Annotated in this window: 15 protein-coding genes and 1 other annotated feature; of the genes, 4 read left to right on the top strand and 11 right to left on the bottom strand. The window is 38.1% G+C overall.

Translation table 11 applies throughout. The annotated features are described in order from the left end of the window. The first annotated feature begins 124 nt into the window (after nt 1-124). Complete coding sequence (locus tag BFL01S_RS12980) at nt 125-403, top strand: YtzH-like family protein (protein WP_025909496.1); 279 nt, start codon at nt 125-127, stop codon at nt 401-403. Nucleotides 404-417: 14 nt separating this feature from the next. Here the strand turns inward: BFL01S_RS12980 and BFL01S_RS12975 are convergent, their stop codons facing one another. The 3 genes from BFL01S_RS12975 to BFL01S_RS12965 form a co-directional block, all read right to left on the bottom strand. Then, on the bottom strand, nt 418-1,224 hold the full coding sequence (locus BFL01S_RS12975) for a phosphotransferase family protein (protein WP_373688728.1): 807 nt from the start codon (nt 1,222-1,224) through the stop codon (nt 418-420). A 171-nt stretch (nt 1,225-1,395) separates the two neighbouring features. Continuing rightward, nucleotides 1,396-3,540: a type I pullulanase gene (gene pulA / locus BFL01S_RS12970; protein ID WP_061785912.1), complete on the bottom strand. Its 2,145-nt coding sequence runs from the start codon at nt 3,538-3,540 to the stop codon at nt 1,396-1,398. Nucleotides 3,541-3,638: 98 nt separating this feature from the next. Next, nucleotides 3,639-4,586, bottom strand: a complete 948-nt coding sequence (locus BFL01S_RS12965) for an NERD domain-containing protein (RefSeq protein ID WP_025909499.1) — start codon at nt 4,584-4,586, stop codon at nt 3,639-3,641. Between the two features lie 262 nt (nt 4,587-4,848). On the opposite strand from BFL01S_RS12965, the gene cysK reads away from it, so the two are divergent. Beyond that, nucleotides 4,849-5,784 (top strand): cysteine synthase A, encoded by a 936-nt coding sequence (gene cysK, locus BFL01S_RS12960; protein ID WP_061785911.1) that lies wholly within the window; start codon nt 4,849-4,851, stop codon nt 5,782-5,784. Between the two features lie 42 nt (nt 5,785-5,826). On the opposite strand, the gene pepV is transcribed toward cysK, so the two are convergent. Then, complete coding sequence (pepV, locus tag BFL01S_RS12955; protein WP_025909501.1) at nt 5,827-7,230, bottom strand: dipeptidase PepV; 1,404 nt, start codon at nt 7,228-7,230, stop codon at nt 5,827-5,829. A gap of 389 nt (nt 7,231-7,619) precedes the next feature. Between pepV and BFL01S_RS12950 the strand changes: the two genes are divergently transcribed. Continuing rightward, complete coding sequence (locus tag BFL01S_RS12950) at nt 7,620-7,841, top strand: DeoR family transcriptional regulator (protein ID WP_025909502.1); 222 nt, start codon at nt 7,620-7,622, stop codon at nt 7,839-7,841. Nucleotides 7,842-8,023: 182 nt separating this feature from the next. On the opposite strand, the gene BFL01S_RS12945 is transcribed toward BFL01S_RS12950, so the two are convergent. Both BFL01S_RS12945 and BFL01S_RS12940 read right to left on the bottom strand, forming a co-directional pair. Then, nucleotides 8,024-8,740 carry a pseudouridine synthase gene (locus tag BFL01S_RS12945; RefSeq protein ID WP_061785910.1) on the bottom strand — a complete coding sequence of 239 codons (717 nt, stop codon included), beginning with the start codon at nt 8,738-8,740 and terminating at the stop codon, nt 8,024-8,026. Nucleotides 8,741-8,800: 60 nt separating this feature from the next. After that, a complete protein-coding gene (locus BFL01S_RS12940) occupies nt 8,801-10,447 on the bottom strand; it encodes a putative polysaccharide biosynthesis protein (RefSeq protein WP_025909504.1) in 1,647 nt (548 codons plus the stop codon). Between the two features lie 206 nt (nt 10,448-10,653). Between BFL01S_RS12940 and BFL01S_RS12935 the strand changes: the two genes are divergently transcribed. Continuing rightward, nucleotides 10,654-11,928: a BaiN/RdsA family NAD(P)/FAD-dependent oxidoreductase gene (locus tag BFL01S_RS12935; protein ID WP_061785909.1), complete on the top strand. Its 1,275-nt coding sequence runs from the start codon at nt 10,654-10,656 to the stop codon at nt 11,926-11,928. 4 nt (nt 11,929-11,932) lie between these two features. Here the strand turns inward: BFL01S_RS12935 and BFL01S_RS12930 are convergent, their stop codons facing one another. The 5 genes from BFL01S_RS12930 to BFL01S_RS12910 all read right to left on the bottom strand — a co-directional run bounded on the left by BFL01S_RS12930 (nt 11,933) and on the right by BFL01S_RS12910 (nt 18,461). Beyond that, nucleotides 11,933-12,112, bottom strand: a complete 180-nt coding sequence (locus tag BFL01S_RS12930; RefSeq protein ID WP_061785908.1) for a sporulation protein Cse60 — start codon at nt 12,110-12,112, stop codon at nt 11,933-11,935. Nucleotides 12,113-12,462: 350 nt separating this feature from the next. Then, nucleotides 12,463-12,774, bottom strand: coding sequence for a rhodanese-like domain-containing protein (locus BFL01S_RS12925; protein WP_061785907.1), 312 nt, complete (start codon nt 12,772-12,774; stop codon nt 12,463-12,465). Nucleotides 12,775-12,889: 115 nt separating this feature from the next. Further along, nucleotides 12,890-15,304: a leucine--tRNA ligase gene (gene leuS, locus BFL01S_RS12920; RefSeq protein WP_061785906.1), complete on the bottom strand. Its 2,415-nt coding sequence runs from the start codon at nt 15,302-15,304 to the stop codon at nt 12,890-12,892. Nucleotides 15,305-15,368: 64 nt separating this feature from the next. Further along, nucleotides 15,369-15,590: a binding site (T-box leader), on the bottom strand. Between the two features lie 191 nt (nt 15,591-15,781). Beyond that, the gene (locus BFL01S_RS12915; RefSeq protein ID WP_025909509.1) at nt 15,782-17,104 is read right to left on the bottom strand and encodes a GntP family permease; all 1,323 of its coding nucleotides are present in this window, start codon (nt 17,102-17,104) and stop codon (nt 15,782-15,784) included. A gap of 160 nt (nt 17,105-17,264) precedes the next feature. Further along, nucleotides 17,265-18,461, bottom strand: coding sequence for an MDR family MFS transporter (locus BFL01S_RS12910; protein WP_061785905.1), 1,197 nt, complete (start codon nt 18,459-18,461; stop codon nt 17,265-17,267). Nucleotides 18,462-18,602 lie beyond the last annotated feature (141 nt).

The following is an 18,602-nucleotide window of genomic DNA, read 5'->3' as shown; positions in this document are numbered from 1 at the left end:
TCAAAAATTATCAAAATTGAACCACACGGAAAATGTCGGTTATTTTGTACAACCGACATTCGTATGAATAATTGTATTCATAAAGAAAAAAATAAAAGCATCATACGAGAAAGGATGGTGCACTATGCCTTTAAACGCTCAGCATCAAATGGCTATCTTAAAGGACATCTTATCAAATCACCAAACTGACTGCTGTGGAACAGTCTCTGAATGCGAACAAGTTGAACGTTTAGCTCAAGCAATGCTAGCAAATGGAACTGCTAATGAACAAGTGTATCGCACGCTTCAAAACATTTGCGAGTATACACAGACTGCCAAAAGCGCGGCGCATCTCGATCAACATATTGAAACAAATAAACAAAATTTATCCCAATGGGTTGAAGAACTATCTAGTCTATCTTAACTAAACTTACTGGCTTAACTCTCATTTTCAAGCAATACTTTTAAGTAGTTAAGCCAGTAGTTCATTTCTGGTAATTCTTGCTTTGTACGATGCCATTGTACAAATAAAATACTTTGACTCACAACATACCACTTCATTCGCTTTTGCAAGCTATCTGTTAAAGCAATACCGTACTTTTCTAGCCAACCCTTCCATTCTGCTGGATCAATGTACCAGTACAGCAGAAGGCCTAAGTCAATAGCTGGGTCAGCAATCATCGCTCCGTCCCAATCGATTAAATATAGCTGTTCATTCTCACCTAGCAACCAATTATTATGATTGACATCGCAATGACAAACAACATATTCCTCTGGCTGAACGAAATCCACTTCTCGCTCTAAATACAGAATCCCTTGCTCAACAACTGGTTCTTTCTGCAAGTCCAAATCTACATTTGCTCGAATATCGAGTAGAACGTCTTGTGGTAATAACGACTCTTTCCCTAATCTTTTTAACATATCCAACAACTCTTTAGAGTGATGAATTTTACTCAGCAGTTCTGTTACGCTATCCGAGTTCATATCTTGAGGTTTTAACTCTCGACCATCTAGCCAGTGTTGAGCTGTAATTACATCTCCATTTTCCATTCGTTTGGTCCAAACTAACTTTGGAACAATCCCTTCTGCTGACAAAACAGCTAGGAAAGGAGATGAATTGCGCTTCAGAAATAGCTTTCGGTCTTGAAACCTTGCGAAATAAGCATCTCCAGTTGCACCGCCAGCAGGAGTCACTTCCCATTCGCTTCCTAATATATGTTCCAACCAATTCACCTTCAATTTCAACACACACATTTCATTAAAAATTTAAAGTTATGTTTACTTCTATTTATATCATCAACAACGTGTATTTGTTTTATTAAATAAAAAAGACAGCTATTGCGGACATATACCAATAGCTATCCTTCATAAATTTTATCCTCTTCCCGCTTTTCTCGTCAAGTAGCAGAATAGCACTTATGTTTTAAATAATGCTAAAACGCCAACCGCAGGAACCGCTGCTTCGCCTGAAAGGGCTTTTGGAAATGGATACTGATAAGCGCTTTCTCCATCGATTACGACGTTCCAACTCCCCTGTGGCAAGTTAATATAATGAGTTGATGTGTCTTGGTTAAACGCGACAATGATATCCTTCCATGGTCCGTATTTTTCTACATTGGCAAGAGCATACGCAACTATTTCTGGCACCGATTCTAAGAACTTCATATGCTTACGAATTCGCTCGGTTGTATGAAAGCGAAATGCGCCGTGCGCTTTTCTTAGCTGAATCACTGCTTGTAGCCACTTTATATCCTTGTTATAGATTTTCCGCTGCTCCCAATCAAATTGATTGATGCTATCCGGTGAGCGATAGCTATTTTCAACACCTTGTTTTGTTCGATAAAATTCTTGTCCTGCATGTAGAAAAGGAATGCCTTGAGCTAATAACACCATTGCACTTGCAAGCTTTTGCCTTTTTTGCAAAATTTGTTTCTCCTCATGTGAATTACACTTACTCAATTTATCCCACAGCGTGTGATTATCGTGTGATTCTACATAGTTTATCGAAGAGGTAGGCTGAACAAATAAATACTTCTCTCCTTTTTGATAAGAAACACTGCCAGCCATTACTTGCTTTACTTCGTCAACTCGATGGGTGTTGCCACAAATAAAACCTTTATCATAGATGTTAAAAGTACTTCCCTTGATAAAATCTCGAAAACGATCATTAAAGAATCCAATATGTGGGACTTTATCAGAGTTATAGATTGTTGCTTTTTGCTCTGAAGATAAAGAGGTATTTAGATCCCACCCTTCACCAAACAGCAAAATGGATGAATCATATTCAAACAGCTTTTGTCGAATCGTATTCATCGTTTCAATATCTAAAATTCCCATTAAATCAAAACGAAAGCCATCAACATCATATTCTTTGACCCAAAACAAGACGGAGTCAACGATAAATTTACGCGCCATCTTACGCTCAGAAGCAAAATCATTTCCTACACCTGTTCCATTGGACGGCATTCCAAATTGATCATGCCGGAAGTAATATCCTGGAACAATCTTTTCAAAAGAAGAGTCTTCCCTTACATATACATGGTTATAGACAACATCGAGTATAACACGTAGATCATTCTCATGAACCGCTCGAATAAGTTGCTTTAGCTCTAGAATACGAGCTATAGGATTTGTTGGCTCCAAAGAATAGCTACCTTCCGGCACATTAAATAGGAGTGGGTTGTAGCCCCAATTATAGGTATCCAAAGGCTTCAGTTCATCTACGCCATCAAAGTCATTAACGGGTAGGAGCTCCAAATGTGTAATACCAAGTTCCTTTAAGTAAGCTAACCCTGTTGTTACACCGCTTTCTGTTGACGACTCAGTGAATCCTGCATATGTTCCTTTATTGGACACGTTACTGGAAGGATGAATGGTAAAATCACGAATATGGACTTCATAAATAATAGCATCCGTGGGCTTTTGAAGCGGAGCCTTTTTCACAGGCGGCTGCTTAGTTTTGTGTAAATTCACCAACACACCGTATTCACTGTTTGCTGATGCTGCTATTGCATACGGATCAACAGCTTCTCTCGTAACACCGTTGACCGTTACCTCATAGCTATAGTGATGCCCTTCTTTTTCAAGGCCACAAATCGCTGTCCACACTCCCTTTTTCATACGAGCCATGCCAATATATTCTTTATTTAACGTTTTAGGATTGATAAGCTTTACCTTCACATCTGTAGCAGTCGGTGCCCATAATTTCAGCTGAATATGTTGCTTGGTAAAAACCACACCCAAGTCCGATTCATTGTAAAAAAAAGCATCATCGAATTCAGGAGTGCGAATGACAGCTCCTATCTTTAAATCTGCTTTGGCACCACGTTCTTCTACCACTTGATACTCTTCACCAATCTCTATTTTTATTTGACAGTAGCATTCATATTTTATAGCCTCATGTAATACTTTTCTATCCTTTAGCTTTAAAGAAAGCGATTGGCCATCTCTCATTAAACAAAGTGAATTCACTTCTCCATCGTAGTAAGATTTAGGAACAAGAACGGTAACCATATCCATCTTATCTAAATATGCTTCAAATTTTTGATTATCATAAGCCATCTGTTCTCCTCCTACATAACTTATTATGAGCATTATATGTTCAAATTGGAGAAATGAAAGCACTTTCTATTAGATAAATACTAAATTTCACATCAAAATTATTCATTCTCACTTCGATCAAAATAAATGCTTTGACTATGCTTTAAAAGTGCCTCTGCTGCCTGAAGCTGATTGAATTTTAAGGGTGCTGATAAACGCCTTAAATTATAGAACCATTCTTCATAGTTCCGCTTATCAATAAAATCAATTTGATACGGTTCTGTTGGAGAGTCAAAGAAACCATTACGACTCAGTAATATTTTACGAATAGGTCGGTCAATATTATGAGATTGATAAAGGCTTTTGACGAGTTGCTCTGTTCTATTCAACCCAAGCACGGGATTTAACACTTTCTTTTTATCTTTCCCTATTAACTCTGTCCAAAAATTTTCTTTTGAATACTGAAAAACAGAGCCATTTTTCCCTTCAACCATTGCAATACAAATTGTTTCAGTAGGCGTAATTAAAATAACCTCTGCTTCAACAGGCGCTTTTTTCACTAAAAAGACAGGCTTATACATAAGTAGAAAAGTATCAGGAAAGCTTTTTAAAAAGTATTGAAGCTTTTCATCATAAAAGTATCGCTTATCTGCATTTGAAAGCTCAAATAAGGTCGACGTCGCCCACCTCATTTGCATTTGAAAAACGTTTTCTAAAAACAATACCTTTAGGTCTTGTAGGCTTTTAGGTTCCGTCACAAACGCAGTGAGATTTTCGGCATCAAAGTTTTCTTCTGCTTCTTTTTCTATTTCTACCTCCATGTATTCTTTATCTGTTTCGGCTACTTCATCTTTTTTAAAAAAGGATTTTACCTTTCGAAAAAGCGATGGTTCTGAAGTCGGCGATTCGTCTATATCATCTAACTGAACCTCTTCCTCTCCGTTATAGAAATAATCCTTTGCTTTCTCCCAATTGTGTTGTTTCACGCGTGTAAATTGAGAGGAATAGTGATACAAATCTCGCTCATAGCGTGAAAGATAGTCTTGTATCTTAATAAGTTGCGCCATATCAAATCATTCTCCTCGTTAAAAAATACCAGATTGTTTTTATTGTTCAATTTTACTAACATTAAAAGAAAGATACCACTAGTAATTAAAGCTTTTTAGTGAAACCGTAAGCTTAAGCCCTTTTATCCTACTAATGCGATAGATTATGTTATGATAGAAAAAACACTTCTTTTTACGGCGATAAAAGTGTAGTTGTACGCTATTATTGTCTATACTAGGATAAAAAAGATCATTAATTCTATCGATGCAAAGGATGGTTAAAATGAAAGTTGTTAACAACATGGCAGATTTAATAGGAGATACTCCACTTGTTAAATTGAATCGTCTTCAGCCAGCTGACGGTGCATCCGTTTATTTAAAGCTAGAATTCTTCAACCCCAGCAGAAGCGTAAAAGATCGCGCTGCTTTTAATATGATTGTTAAAGCTGAAGAAGCAGGCCTTTTAAAACCAAATTCAACTATAATTGAGCCAACGAGTGGCAACACTGGAATTGGCTTAGCTATGAATGCTGCTGCAAGAGGATATCGCTCAATTCTTGTTATGCCAGATACTATGACGCAAGAACGTATTAACTTATTAAAAGCTTACGGGGCTGAAGTTGTGCTAACACCAGGAGATGAAAAAATGCCAGGTGCTATTCGTAAAGCTGAAGAATTAACAAAAGAAATTCCAAATGCTTTTATGCCAATGCAGTTTAAAAACGGAGCTAATCCAGACGCACACCGCCACACCACGGCAAAAGAAATTATTGAAGCAATGGATGATTTAAATAAAGAATTGGCTGCATTTGTTGCTACAGCCGGAACTGGTGGCACAATTACAGGGACTGGTGAAGTACTAAAAGAGCGCTATCCAAACATGAGTGTTCATGTAGTAGAACCTGCTGGCTCTCCTGTTTTATCAGGTGGAAAACCAGGAAAGCATAAACTTGTAGGAACAAGCCCTGGCTTTATCCCTGATACGTTAAATGTGAATGTGTATGATGAAATTTTAAAGATTAAAGATGAAGAAGCATATAATATTACGCGTAGACTTGCAGCTGAAGAAGGGATTTTAGTTGGTCCATCCTCTGGTGCAGCTTGCTATGCTGCCATTGAAGTAGCTAAAAAGCTAAGCCCCGACCAAGTCGTTGTGTGCATCGCCTGTGATACAGGTGAACGCTACTTATCAAGCGATTTATTCTCTTTTGATTCCTAATAAACCAAAAAAGGCGCTCATGCTGCTGAGCGTCTTTTTCGTTTACTTAGCTAACTCATAAATAGCTTGTGCATAAATGGCTGTTGCTTTCAATAGATCTTCGACCACCATATATTCATCTTTTTCATGAGCTACTTCTTCTCTTCCAGGGAATAGTGGACCAAATGCTACTCCGGCCTCTAGCGCTCGTGCATACGTACCTCCGCCAATGGAAATAAGCGTTGGTTCCTCTCCCGTTTGTTCTTGGTAGACTTGCTGTAACGTTTGGATGAGCTTATGCTTTTGATCGACATGATGCGGTTTTGAATCTGAAAAATGCTTAACAGAAATTTGATATGTCTCACTTTGCTTCTTAATTGTAGAAATAATAGTATCAATACTAGCGGCAACTGGGTACCGAATGTTTAAACCAATTTGTCCAGCCTTCTCATGAGTGTAAGATAAAATACCAACGTTTACAGTCAAATCACCTGTTACATCGTCTCGAATATGCAAACCGATTCTTTCACCAATTGTATCCTCTACAAAATAGTGATTAACATATGTAACGAACTGTCTTGCTTGTTCATTTAATGCTAATTCATGTAGAAAGCTTGCTAACAACACCCCGGCATTTTTCCCTTTTTGAGGAACACTTCCGTGGGCCGATACCCCTTCTAAGGTAAGGGTATATTTGTTGCTGTTGACTTCAACTGTACCTTTTACATGATGTTTATTTAAGAACTTCTCATACGTTTTTTCGAGGTTTGCTTCTTCTTTTACAGTAAGAACTGCTTTTGCATAGTCAGGTACCATATTATAACGACGACCAGATTCAAACGATGTTAGTACATAGTCGCCATCTGTGCCTTGAATCGGCTGTTGGTGTAACTCTACATCGGTAATCCCTTTTTCTGCGTAAATGATAGGAAAGTCAGCATCTGGAGCAAAGCCCATCGTTGGCATTTCTTCATGTTTAAAGTAGTGATCTACACACCTCCAATCGCTTTCTTCATCTGTTCCGATAATCATACGTACGCGTTTAGAAAGCGGCAATCCTAGCTCTTTAACAATTTTCATAGCGTAATAAGCAGCTATTGTTGGTCCCTTATCATCAATCGCTCCGCGAGCAAAGATTTTTCCGTCCTTAATTTCCGCACCGTATGGATCAACAGACCAACCATCACCTTCAGGTACGACATCAACGTGACATAAAATTCCTATTAATTCTTTTCCTTCTCCCAATTCAATATGTCCTGCATAACCATCTACGTTCTTAGTCGTAAAACCATCATCATTTCCTTTATCTAATAAAAAATGAAGAGCTTTAGCTACTCCTTCTCCAAATGGCTCATCTTCTTTTACAGATTCTTCAAGGACGCTTTTAATTTGTAAAAAGCGCTTCGTTTCTTCCAAGATATTGCTTTCTCTTTTTTTAACTTCTTCCATCCAATTGATAGCTTCCATAGTTATCCTCCATTATTGTAGAAGTATTCAATTTGTACTATTTCCACTTTATCACACCTATTTTCAAAAAGCTTCTAAGGTGTTTAATTAGCTAGAAAAAGGGTAAAGGGTTGTAACCTTTTCTCTAAATTTATGCTTGAATAGGTCTATTTTGTTATATTTCGCATACATTAAAAAATAATGTATAACTTAGGAAAGGAGACCTGCCAAAAAAGTACATATTTATCTCATTTATCACAATTTTTGTAAATTTATTATTAAATTAAGCTTTATCCTTTTATTTTTTATGATTTTTTGTGTACAATATAACTGAGGACTTAAATAGTGCTTGACATCTCAAAGTTATAAAGAAGTTGTGCCTTACGAAAAACGAATAAGGAAGTGGTTTTTTGAAACCTTCAACTAATCGAATGCTAACGCGTATCAAATCCGTTTATATGTTCATTAGTAAAAAGGGAACTGTCACTACTCAAGAGCTTGTTGATGAGTTTGGTATCACCCCTAGAACTATTCAGCGTGATTTAAATGTATTAGCATACAATGATTTAGTTCATAGTCCAAGTCGTGGTACATGGACGACGACAGAGAAGAAGGTCAAGATTTCATCCTAGTAAGTTTCAAAGGTAAGTATTTATATACAGAGATAAAGATTCCTCATACTTTTTCGCCTTGTGTGTTGAGTATCTTTAAGTGCCTGATTTTACCTCAGTGCATTTAAACGTGAATTGTTTCACTTGCGTAGAGTGAACAAAAAGGAACCAATTTATGTACAGGTTCCTTTTTCTTTCGCCTCTTATTCTTTTTTATCTTTTAATGCGCTTAATTCTTCTTCTGTTAGCTCTCGGTATTCCCCCAGTTCTAACTCTTCATCTAGCGGCAAAGCTCCCATGGAAATTCGTTTTAAATACGTGACTTTCTTTCCTCTTGATTCAAACATACGCTTCACCTGATGAAATTTCCCTTCAACAATGGTTAGCTCAATTTCAGATGATTCACCGCTTTTTAAAATGGTTAACTCTGCGGGTTTCGTGACATATCCGTCATCTAATGTAACCCCTTTTCTGAATGCTTCGACATCTTCCTCAGTTACTTTCATATTAATAGTCGCAAAATAGGTTTTTGGAACATGCTTTTTGGGTGAGAGCAGCTGATGAGCAAGCTGTCCATCGTTTGTTAATAGCAGTAATCCTTCCGTATCTTTATCTAGTCTTCCGACTGGAAAAGGATTATAAATGGCGTCGTCAATTTCTAATAAATCAACAACTGTTTCATGTTGATGATCTTCTGTAGCAGAAATCACCCCTTGAGGCTTATTCATCATCAAATAAATAAATTCTTTGTATTCAATGATTTCTCCGTGAACGGACACTTCGTCAGTTTCCGGATTCACGTGTAGCTTAGCATCTTTGACCACTTTACCATTCACTTTTATTGCTCCTGTTTTTAATAACCCTTTTACTTCTTTTCGACTACCATATCCCATATTAGCTAATAACTTATCTAATCTCATAAAATCCTCCTCAGTTTATATCCGAAAAGAAAGTGACTCATTGAATGAGTCACTTTCTCATTAACCGTTTGCTGGACGACGGCGCAAAATTTTTCGTTCAATTATGTTTATAATTCGTTTGCCCATTACTCGCTCTAGTAATGTCGAACGGTACGTTGCTACACCGTATACAATCCCTCCGACCCCTGCTCCAATAAAGGTGATCACCACAGCAGCGATGCGGCTTTGATCATACGCTAAGAAGAAGCCTAAAATAAAGGAAAGCAACTTAACGCTTAACCCCATAATTGCAACGAAGATAAAGATTAACACTGTACGTTTGATAAACGCATGGTAATCATAATTCGCATGCTTTTTAATGAGATAAAATGTATACGCAATAGATACAAGATAACCAAGAGCCGTTGCTAAAATTGAACCTAGCTCATGAAATAGATAAATAAATGGTACGTTACAAATAATTTTCACAATTAGACCAAATGCTAAACTGATTACCGCGTATTTTTGTTTATTCACACCTTGTAAAATCGCAGCATTCACAGTGAAAAATGAAAACAATAACGCAACCGGCGCATAAGCTAATAGAACTGTTCCACCAGCTTTAATATCTTCTATACCAAAGAATGTTCCATAGGCTGGACCCGCTAAAGCCATCAACCCAACTGATGCCGGTAATACTAAAAACATAATCGTTTGATACGTTTGGTCAATCTGTTTTTGAAGAGCCGTGTAATCTTGATTCACAAATGAACGTGTAATGGTTGGAACGAGTGTTAATCCAAACGCTGTCGCTAATGAAACAGGAATCATTACAAGCTTTGGTACATACGACTGCACAATCCCATTCATCGTTTCTGCAATTTCTTTTTGACCAGCAGCAACCATTGTACGGTTAAATGTAAATTGATCAACATACTGATAAAGGGGAATTGCAAGCCCTACAAATACATAAGGAATAGAATACGTAAACAACTCTTTAAAAATAGAAACCGTTGAAATACGCGTTGGCGTAACTTTTTGCTCTTGTACCATTTTGTCTAAATGAGGTTTTCGTTTTTTCCAATACCATAACAAGACAGCTAGTCCACCAAGCGCCCCTACAAATGCACCCATTGTTGCAAATCCAACCGCTAAGGCTAAACTTCCTCCGACAACTTTTAACACGATGTACGTAGAAGCGAGTAAGAAGACAACGCGGACAAACTGTTCAATAACTTGTGAAACAGCAGTTGGCCCCATAGACTGGTGTCCTTGGAAAAATCCTCGCATTAAACTCATAATAGGTACGACAAGAAGCGCCACGCTCACCATGCGCATAACCATGACAACGTCTTCTAACGAGTTATCTAAATCGGCTCCTCCTAGTGTTAAATCCGCAATAAAAGGAGATAAAGAATAAAGTAAGAGAAAAGATAAAACCCCTGTGACAAGCATAAGCTTAAGACCTGCACGATACATTCTCCTACTCGTATAGTAATCACCCATTGCGTTATATTTAGATACGAATTTTGAAACAGCCATCGGCATCCCTGCCGTTGCAATACTTAGATAAATGGCATATTGGTTATATCCATATCCAAACAGCGCTCCACCTACAGCTCCAACGAGCGTTGCAAATGGAAAAATATAAATCATTCCTAATATGCGAGAAATATAGGTTCCTAACGTTAACACAAATGTTCCTCGTAATAGCTTTGAATCAGACATAAGCTTCCTCCGATACGTAATGTTACACTTTGATAATAGTGATAGAATAAAAAGGAATCAAGTTGCAGTTTTATTTCAGACATGCTTTAATGTTAACTGCTGCTAGCAGCTAGAAAAAAACAAGACTATAGCCCATTTTATCCAAAGTTTCTTCATTTGTCAGTGAACAAACTCAAATTTTATAAAATAGACAGGTTGGTGGAGATATGATTTATGATGTAATCGTAATCGGAGGAGGACCTTCTGGTTTGATGGCATCGATTGCAGCCGGTGAAAAAGGCGCAAAGGTACTATTAGTAGATAAAGGAACAAAGCTCGGTCGAAAGTTAGCTATTTCGGGTGGTGGACGCTGTAATGTTACGAACCGACTCCCAATCGATGAAATTATTAAGCACATTCCAGGAAACGGACGCTTTTTATATAGTGCATTTTCGATTTTTAATAATGAAGATATCATCAGATTTTTTGAAAACCTCGGGATTGCTTTAAAGGAAGAGGATCACGGACGCATGTTTCCCGTGTCAAATAAAGCACAATCAGTCGTTGATGCACTCATTGGTGAATTAAAGCGTTTAAACGTTCATGTACGCACAAATACGCCTGTAAGAAAAGTCGCATATGAGAACAATGCAGTAAAAGAAGTGCAGCTAGAGACGGGTGAAGTAATCCAAGCCAAGGCAGTCATTTTAGCTGTTGGAGGAAAGTCTGTTCCTCATACCGGTTCTACAGGCGATGGCTATGCTTGGGCGGAAGCAGCGGGACATACCATTACAGAACTTTATCCCACCGAAGTTCCCGTCACTTCAAGTGAATCATTTATTCGAGACAAGACATTGCAAGGTTTATCTTTACGTAGCGTTGGATTAAGCGTACTAAACAAGAAAGGCAAGCCTGTGATTACTCATCGAATGGATATGATTTTTACACACTTTGGAATTTCTGGACCTGCGGTATTGCGCTGTAGTCAATATGTTGTCAAAGAACTTAAAAAACAAAAAACAAAGACTGTTCAAATGATGATTGATTCGTTTCCAGACATAAATGAAGAAAATCTCTTTCAAAAAGTCGTAGCTCTTTTAAAAGAAGAACCAAAAAAAGCAATTAAAAATGTGTTAAAAGGGTTTGTGCCCGAGCGCTATTTATTATTTTTGTTTCAAGCTTCGCATATTGAAGAACAAGAACTTGCTGGACAAATTTCACATGATCGACTTCGCGAATTTGTTGGTCTTCTGAAACAATTTACGTTTTCTGTAAATGGAACGTTATCTCTTGAAAAAGCCTTTGTAACAGGTGGAGGCGTATCGGTAAAAGAGGTGCATCCAAAAGAAATGTCTTCAAAATTCATGAGTGGCCTCTACTTTTGCGGTGAAATTCTAGATATTCATGGATATACAGGTGGTTATAATATTACGTCAGCTTTAGTAACTGGAAGACTTGCTGGAGCAAATGCTGGAGAGTATGCCAAAAGCCTAGCGCATTAATGCGCTAGGCTTTATATATGACCATTGCTGAAAAACAGTATACTTGTTCATCTCGGTCCACATCTACTGTAACTTGATACTTAATGTCCACAATATCCTCATCATCAAATTTTTTCAAAAAGCGATTTAGAGCTACTTCTAAATCTTTTTCATGCTCTTTATCAAACACTTTTACCTGAACCACACCGCGACACCACTTTCATCCCATGATTATCACTGCTTGGACATTTCTATTAACATATGTATCAATCACTATAGACATTCTTATAAAATTTATACGTTGAATAAAAAAGAGTCTGGAATAAAAACAAATGATTCTTTCTCAAAGATGAATTATACCTTTTCTAAAGTAGTTAGGCTGGAACCACCAGTTCGTTCTATTGCGCCGCAGATGCGTGTCCTCCGCTCCGTTCCACTAAGTTTTTTAACTTATTTTAGGAATGAAGAAAAAGATACCCAAACTATCAAAAGTCGTTACCTTCCAATGGTTCGGATATCTCGTTAGCTAAAATACTTATGTCTCATCTTTTTTATTTACTTTTTAGTTGTTTCGCCTTCCCACTCAAGCATACCGCCAACCATGTTGCGTACTTTATACCCTTGCTCTTGTAAGTAGTAGCATACGTTCTCGCTACGACGTCCTGAGCGACAGATAAAGATATATTCTTTATCCTTATCAAAGGCATCAATATGTGCAGGAATATCATTCATACGAATATGTTTTGCTCCTGGAATAATGCCTTCTTCTACTTCTTCATCTTCGCGAACATCTACTAGCTCAAGTTCTTCATTTTGCTCCAAACGTTTCTTTAGCTCTTCTGTTGTAATTTCTTTTACTTGTTCCATCTTTTTCAACCCTCTCATTATGTATTCGTTCCCATGTTATTATTGTAACAAAAGTGATAAATGAAATTCTACTTACATGAAAAAAGCCTGAGGCTCTTGCCTCAGACTTCTATCATTAGTTCGCTACAATGTTTACTAATTTCCCTGGTACAGCAATCACTTTTCGGACAGTCTTGCCTTCGATTTGCTCTTGCACGTTTTCATTTGCCATTGCGATATCTTGAAGCTGTTCACGTGATGCTTCAGCTGGAACGTTTAGCTTTGCACGTACTTTACCGTTCACTTGAACAACAATTTCAACTTCATCATCTACTAATTTTGCTTCATCAAAAGCAGGCCAAGCCTCATACGAGATTGTTTCTTCGTAGCCAAGCTTATTCCACAGCTCTTCTGTAACGTGTGGACAAATTGGTGCAAGTAATTTCACGATGCCTTCCACGTATTGTTTTGGAAGAACATCGACTTTATATGCGTCGTTGATAAACACCATTAATTGTGAGATTGCTGTATTAAAACGAAGAGCTTCATAATCTTCTGTTACCTTCTTCACCGTTTGGTGATATACACGCTCTAATGTTTTATCATCGCTTTCCTGTACTTTATTGCTTAGCTCACCGTTGTCATCCATTAGCAAACGCCATACGCGATCGATGAAACGTCTTGCTCCGTCTAATCCTTTTGTTGACCATGCAATAGACGCATCTAAAGGTCCCATGAACATTTCATATAGACGAAGCGTATCTGCACCGTGACTCTCAACAATCTCATCAGGGTTAACAACGTTACCTTTTGACTTACTCATCTTCTCATTGTTTTCGCCAAGAATCATTCCTTGGTTAAATAACTTTTGGAAAGGTTCTTTTGTCGGTACTACTCCAATATCATATAAGAACTTGTGCCAGAAGCGAGCATATAATAAATGAAGAACGGCATGCTCTGCACCACCAATGTAAATATCAACCGGTAACCATTCTTTTAGCTTTTCTGCGTCAGCCAATGCATCTTCATTCTTTGGATCGATGTAGCGTAAGTAGTACCAGCAGCTTCCAGCCCATTGTGGCATCGTGTTTGTTTCACGACGACCTTTTTTACCTGTTTCTGGGTCTACTACGTTTACAAATTCATCAATGTTTGCTAATGGTGATTCACCATTACCTGACGGCTTAATTTCCGTTGTTTTCGGAAGTACTAATGGAAGCTCGCTTTCTGAAACAGGCGTTGTTGTACCATCTTCCCAATGAATTACTGGAATTGGTTCTCCCCAATAGCGCTGGCGGCTAAACAACCAGTCGCGTAAACGATACGTAACTTGTTTTTCACCTTTTTTGTTTGTTTCTAGCCAAGCAATCATATTCTCAATTGCTTCTTCTTTATTTAAGCCGTTTAAGAAGTCAGAGTTAACGTGTTCGCCATCTCCTGTGTACGCTTCTTTCGAAACGTCTCCTCCCGCTACAACTTCCTTAATTGGAAGTTCAAATTTAACAGCAAATTCATAGTCACGCTCATCGTGAGCTGGAACTGCCATGATTGCACCTGTTCCGTAACTCATTAATACGTAATCTGCAATCCAGATTGGCATTTTTTCGCCATTTACTGGGTTAATCGCATAAGCTCCCGTAAATACACCTGTTTTATCTTTCGCTAAATCTGTACGCTCTAAATCACTTTTGCTTTTAATTTTCTCAATATAGGCATCTACTGCTGCTTTTTGCTCAGCTGTTGTGATTTTATCAACAAATGGATGCTCTGGTGCTAACACGGCATACGTTGCGCCAAAAAGTGTATCTGGACGCGTAGTGAACACCGTAAACGTTTCATCATGCCCATCAATTGTAAAGTGAACATGCGCCCCTTCAGAGCGACCAATCCAATTGCGCTGCATTTCTTTAATACTCTCTGGCCAATCTAATTCTTCTAAATCCTCTAGTAATCGATCTGCGTAAGCAGTAATTTTTAACATCCACTGCTTCATTGGACGTCGTTCTACTGGGTGACCTCCACGTTCACTTTTACCATCAATAACTTCTTCATTTGCTAATACTGTTCCAAGAGCTGGACACCAGTTTACCGCAACTTCATCAATATACGCTAATCCTTTTTCGTATAACTTTAAGAAAATCCACTGCGTCCATTTATAGTAGCTTGGATCTGTTGTATTAATCTCACGCTCCCAGTCATATGAGAAACCTAGAGATTTAATTTGGCGACGGAAGTTGTTAATGTTTTGCTCTGTGAATTGCGCTGGGTCATTTCCTGTATCTAACGCATACTGCTCTGCTGGTAAACCGAACGCGTCCCATCCCATTGGATGAAGTACGTTATATCCCTGCATACGCTTCATACGAGATAAAATATCTGTTGCTGTATACCCTTCTGGATGCCCTACATGTAGGCCAGCTCCAGATGGATATGGAAACATATCTAGCGCATAAAATTTACGCTTTCCTTTATCTTCAGTCGTTTTAAATGTCTGATTTTCTTCCCAAACCTGTTGCCACTTCTTCTCAATTTGCTTATGGTTAAAGGCCATGAATACTCCTCCTTCTATTTTAAGACAATGGTGTTAGAACTATAAAAAACCCCTCATCCCTTAAGAAAGGGACGAGAGGTTGAATAAACTTCCCGCGGTACCACCCACATTAGCACAAATTATGTATGTACTCACTCATTTTCCTTAACGCGGATGACGATAAATGCTACTTCGTTCACATTTACAGCTCAAAGGTGAGTTCATGAACGGTCGTTTGTTGACTCCCACCAACCGTCAACTCTCTTTGCTCGTATCGCTCACTACTATTCCTTCTCAATGCTTTTCATATAGTAACTACCTTGTATTGTAAATAATATGTGATTAAACTGCAAGTTGTTCACACCATTTTATCAAAGTTTCTCTTCTTATTTATAAACAAATCTCTTAAAAACATACATAATGCCCATTTTTTTAAGAAATATCCAAACATTCAGCACACAAACGGCTAAAATGTCCATGTGCTGAACATCTTACTCTTTAAATACCTACTCCAAACGTAAAGAGGGCAATAGCTATCGCTAACCCTACGAGCGGAACAACGACAGTCATAGCTGCCACGGAGCCATAGGCATCTTTATGTGTTTCACCACAAATAGAGTTAATTGTAGTTACAACATATCCATTATGGGGAAGTGAGTCCAACACGCCAGATGAAATGGCCACAACTCGATGAAGTGCCTCAGGATTAACACCTGCGTCCATATAATGTGGTGCTAAGAGAGGTAAAGCAATCGCTTGGCCACCGGATGCCGATCCGGTCATCCCTGCGATAACGCTTACTGCAATGGCGCCTCCAATTAACGGACTGCCCGGAATACTGGTCATCGCTTCAACAGCGACATTAAAAGCAGGAGCTGCCTTTGCTACTCCGCCAAATCCAACAACAGCTGCCGTATTTCCAATTGCAATTAAAGCACCAAGTGTTCCTTCAGATAGTGCTCCCCAGAAGTCTTTAAAGTAACGACGGTTTAATACATACGTAGCAATGATTCCACTTAATAGCGCAATGATAAGAGCTGATTGCATCAATGAATTATGGAATACAAATGAACAAATAAGAACGACAACTAAAGGAATTAAACTAAGCAATGGATGAGGTAACTCTCTTCCTTTCTCCATTTTTGGGTCCGTCTCTCTCTCAACAAAGTGCTCACCATTTTGCACTGCTTTTGTAATAATTTTCTTCAACCACCAATAGCCAAACACTGCCATTAATACCGCCACAATTAAACTTACTTCCCAACCTGCATAAGGCGATGTATTCAAATAATCAATTGGAATCCAGTTTTGAATTTCAGGTGAACCAGCTGAAGTCATTGTAAACGTAACAGAGCCAAAAGCAAGAGCAGCTGGAATAAAGCGTCGTGGTAGGTTAGCTTGCTTAAACAAACTTACCGCCATGGGATACACAGAAAAAGCTACGACAAACAAGCTGACTCCACCATAAGTTAATACAGCACAGGCTAAAACAATGGCTAATACAGCTCTTTTCATACCGAGCTTTTCAACAATCCATTTTGAAACGCTATCAGCAGCACCGCTATCTTCCATCACTTTTCCAAAGATTGCTCCAAGTAAGAACATTAAATACCAAGACGTCACAAAGCCCGTAAATCCTGACATATAGTTACCAACAAAGTTCACTTCACCTTCTTTAACAAGCTGCGGAAACAAAGGCATTCCACTTGTTAAAGCTACTACTAAAGCACTTAAAGGTCCTGCTATTAATAAGTTCATTCCTCTCATAGTAAGCACAATAAGCAAGACTAAACCACCGATTAACCCAATCATACTAAGCACGTTTTCTTCCCCCTTTATCTTAGAAAGCGTTTACAATCAAGTGGAAAACAACCTCCTCCCTTTTGACTTCTACTATCTTATTAGACAAACCATTGAGACATACCAGGTTTTATGGAACAAAAAAGCGACGCCGTCTGGCATCGCTTTTCAGCTTTTTAATTTATTTTGAAACCGTTACTTGATAACGCTTTGTAGATTGTTCTTTTATTCTCAAATCATAAAACCATGTTGTGAAAAATGTTAAGAATAGAAAAGCAATTAAGCTATACACGAGCACAGAAACATCAAAATGATCCACCATCATCCCACCGAAAACAGGACCAATCATTCTGCCACCCGTAGCCGTACTATTTACAATGCCTTGATAGAATCCTTCTCTACCTTTTGGCGCTAATTCGTTTGCTACTGCTGGAACTGCAGGCCAAACAAACATTTCTCCAATCGTTAAGACAATCATCGCAATTAAAAAGTCTACAAATGTAGTTGCCTGCAAAACAATAATAAAAGATGCAATAAAGATTGCCGTACCAATCATAATTTGCACTTTTAACGTCTTCGCAAACTTTTGTACGACTGGTACAATAAACGGCTGTGCTGCAACGATTAAAATGCCATTAATTGTCCAAAGCATGCTGTACTGAGATAATGGGATATTAAGCTCTAATGTATGCGTAGCAATTGTTGTTTGCCACTGTACATACGCCATCCAGCACAGCAAATAGCCCACACATAAAGTTAATAAAGCAATCAGCTTATAGTGATTTTTAATCCCCTTAGCTTCTTGCAATACACTCGTTTGGGCTGAACCCGTAACTGAAATGTTCTTGTACGTGAAAAATGCAATCAATAAAAAAACCACGTACAGTAACGTGTTTGCTAAGAAGATATAGGTAAATGAATAAGAAGCTACAATTCCTCCAAGAGCTGCACCAATTGCTACCCCTGCATTTTGAGCTACGTAAATGGCATTAAAGGACTTACGTCCACCTTCTGGCCAAACCGTTCCAGCCATTGCGTACATAGATGGAAATACAATTCCCGAGCCAAAACCAACGATGACAAGTAATACAACGTATGTAGGCCAATCGTGAAAAAACACTAACCCAACCAATGCTATCAAGGTGATAACAATACCTGATAAAATGGATTTATACCCTCCTATTTTATCAAACAAGGTACCTCCAATAAGATTACCAATTACGCTAGCACCAGCATTTAACATTAAAACAAAGCCTGCTACGGATAATGATTTACCGAGATGATCATGTATATAAATTGTATTTAAAGGCCATAAAAACGAAGCGCCCGTAACGTTTACTAACATTCCAATGATTAAAAACCATAATGACTTTGGCATATCTATTTCTCCTTTCAACTGTTGAGAACTTTTAAAGCCAACGTACATTCTAGTCCTTTCTACTTTATTTCGCAATGAGTTAGCATATAGAAAGTTAATTAAAAATGTTTTCAATTAACTTTCTATTAAAAAAGAGAGTTT

This window comes from Priestia flexa NBRC 15715 (assembly GCF_001591565.1).
Classification (GTDB): Bacteria; Bacillota; Bacilli; order Bacillales; family Bacillaceae_H; genus Priestia; species Priestia flexa.
The sequence above is the reverse complement of the archived record's forward strand: the minus strand, read 5'-3'. Positions and strand labels throughout refer to the sequence as shown.

Excerpts from the sequence above, each read along its gene's own strand:
- BFL01S_RS12925 (WP_061785907.1), bottom strand. The coding sequence starts at position 12,774 with ATGGAACAAGTAAAAGAAATTACAACAGAAGAGCTAAAGAAACGTTTG.
- BFL01S_RS12910 (WP_061785905.1), bottom strand. The coding sequence starts at position 18,461 with ATGCCAAAGTCATTATGGTTTTTAATCATTGGAATGTTAGTAAACGTT.
- leuS (WP_061785906.1), bottom strand. The coding sequence starts at position 15,304 with ATGGCCTTTAACCATAAGCAAATTGAGAAGAAGTGGCAACAGGTTTGG.
- cysK (WP_061785911.1), top strand. The coding sequence starts at position 4,849 with ATGAAAGTTGTTAACAACATGGCAGATTTAATAGGAGATACTCCACTT.
- BFL01S_RS12965 (WP_025909499.1), bottom strand. The coding sequence starts at position 4,586 with ATGGCGCAACTTATTAAGATACAAGACTATCTTTCACGCTATGAGCGA.
- BFL01S_RS12980 (WP_025909496.1), top strand. The coding sequence starts at position 125 with ATGCCTTTAAACGCTCAGCATCAAATGGCTATCTTAAAGGACATCTTA.
- pulA (WP_061785912.1), bottom strand. The coding sequence starts at position 3,540 with ATGGCTTATGATAATCAAAAATTTGAAGCATATTTAGATAAGATGGAT.
- BFL01S_RS12935 (WP_061785909.1), top strand. The coding sequence starts at position 10,654 with ATGATTTATGATGTAATCGTAATCGGAGGAGGACCTTCTGGTTTGATG.
- BFL01S_RS12945 (WP_061785910.1), bottom strand. The coding sequence starts at position 8,740 with ATGAGATTAGATAAGTTATTAGCTAATATGGGATATGGTAGTCGAAAA.
- BFL01S_RS12940 (WP_025909504.1), bottom strand. The coding sequence starts at position 10,447 with ATGTCTGATTCAAAGCTATTACGAGGAACATTTGTGTTAACGTTAGGA.
- pepV (WP_025909501.1), bottom strand. The coding sequence starts at position 7,230 with ATGGAAGCTATCAATTGGATGGAAGAAGTTAAAAAAAGAGAAAGCAAT.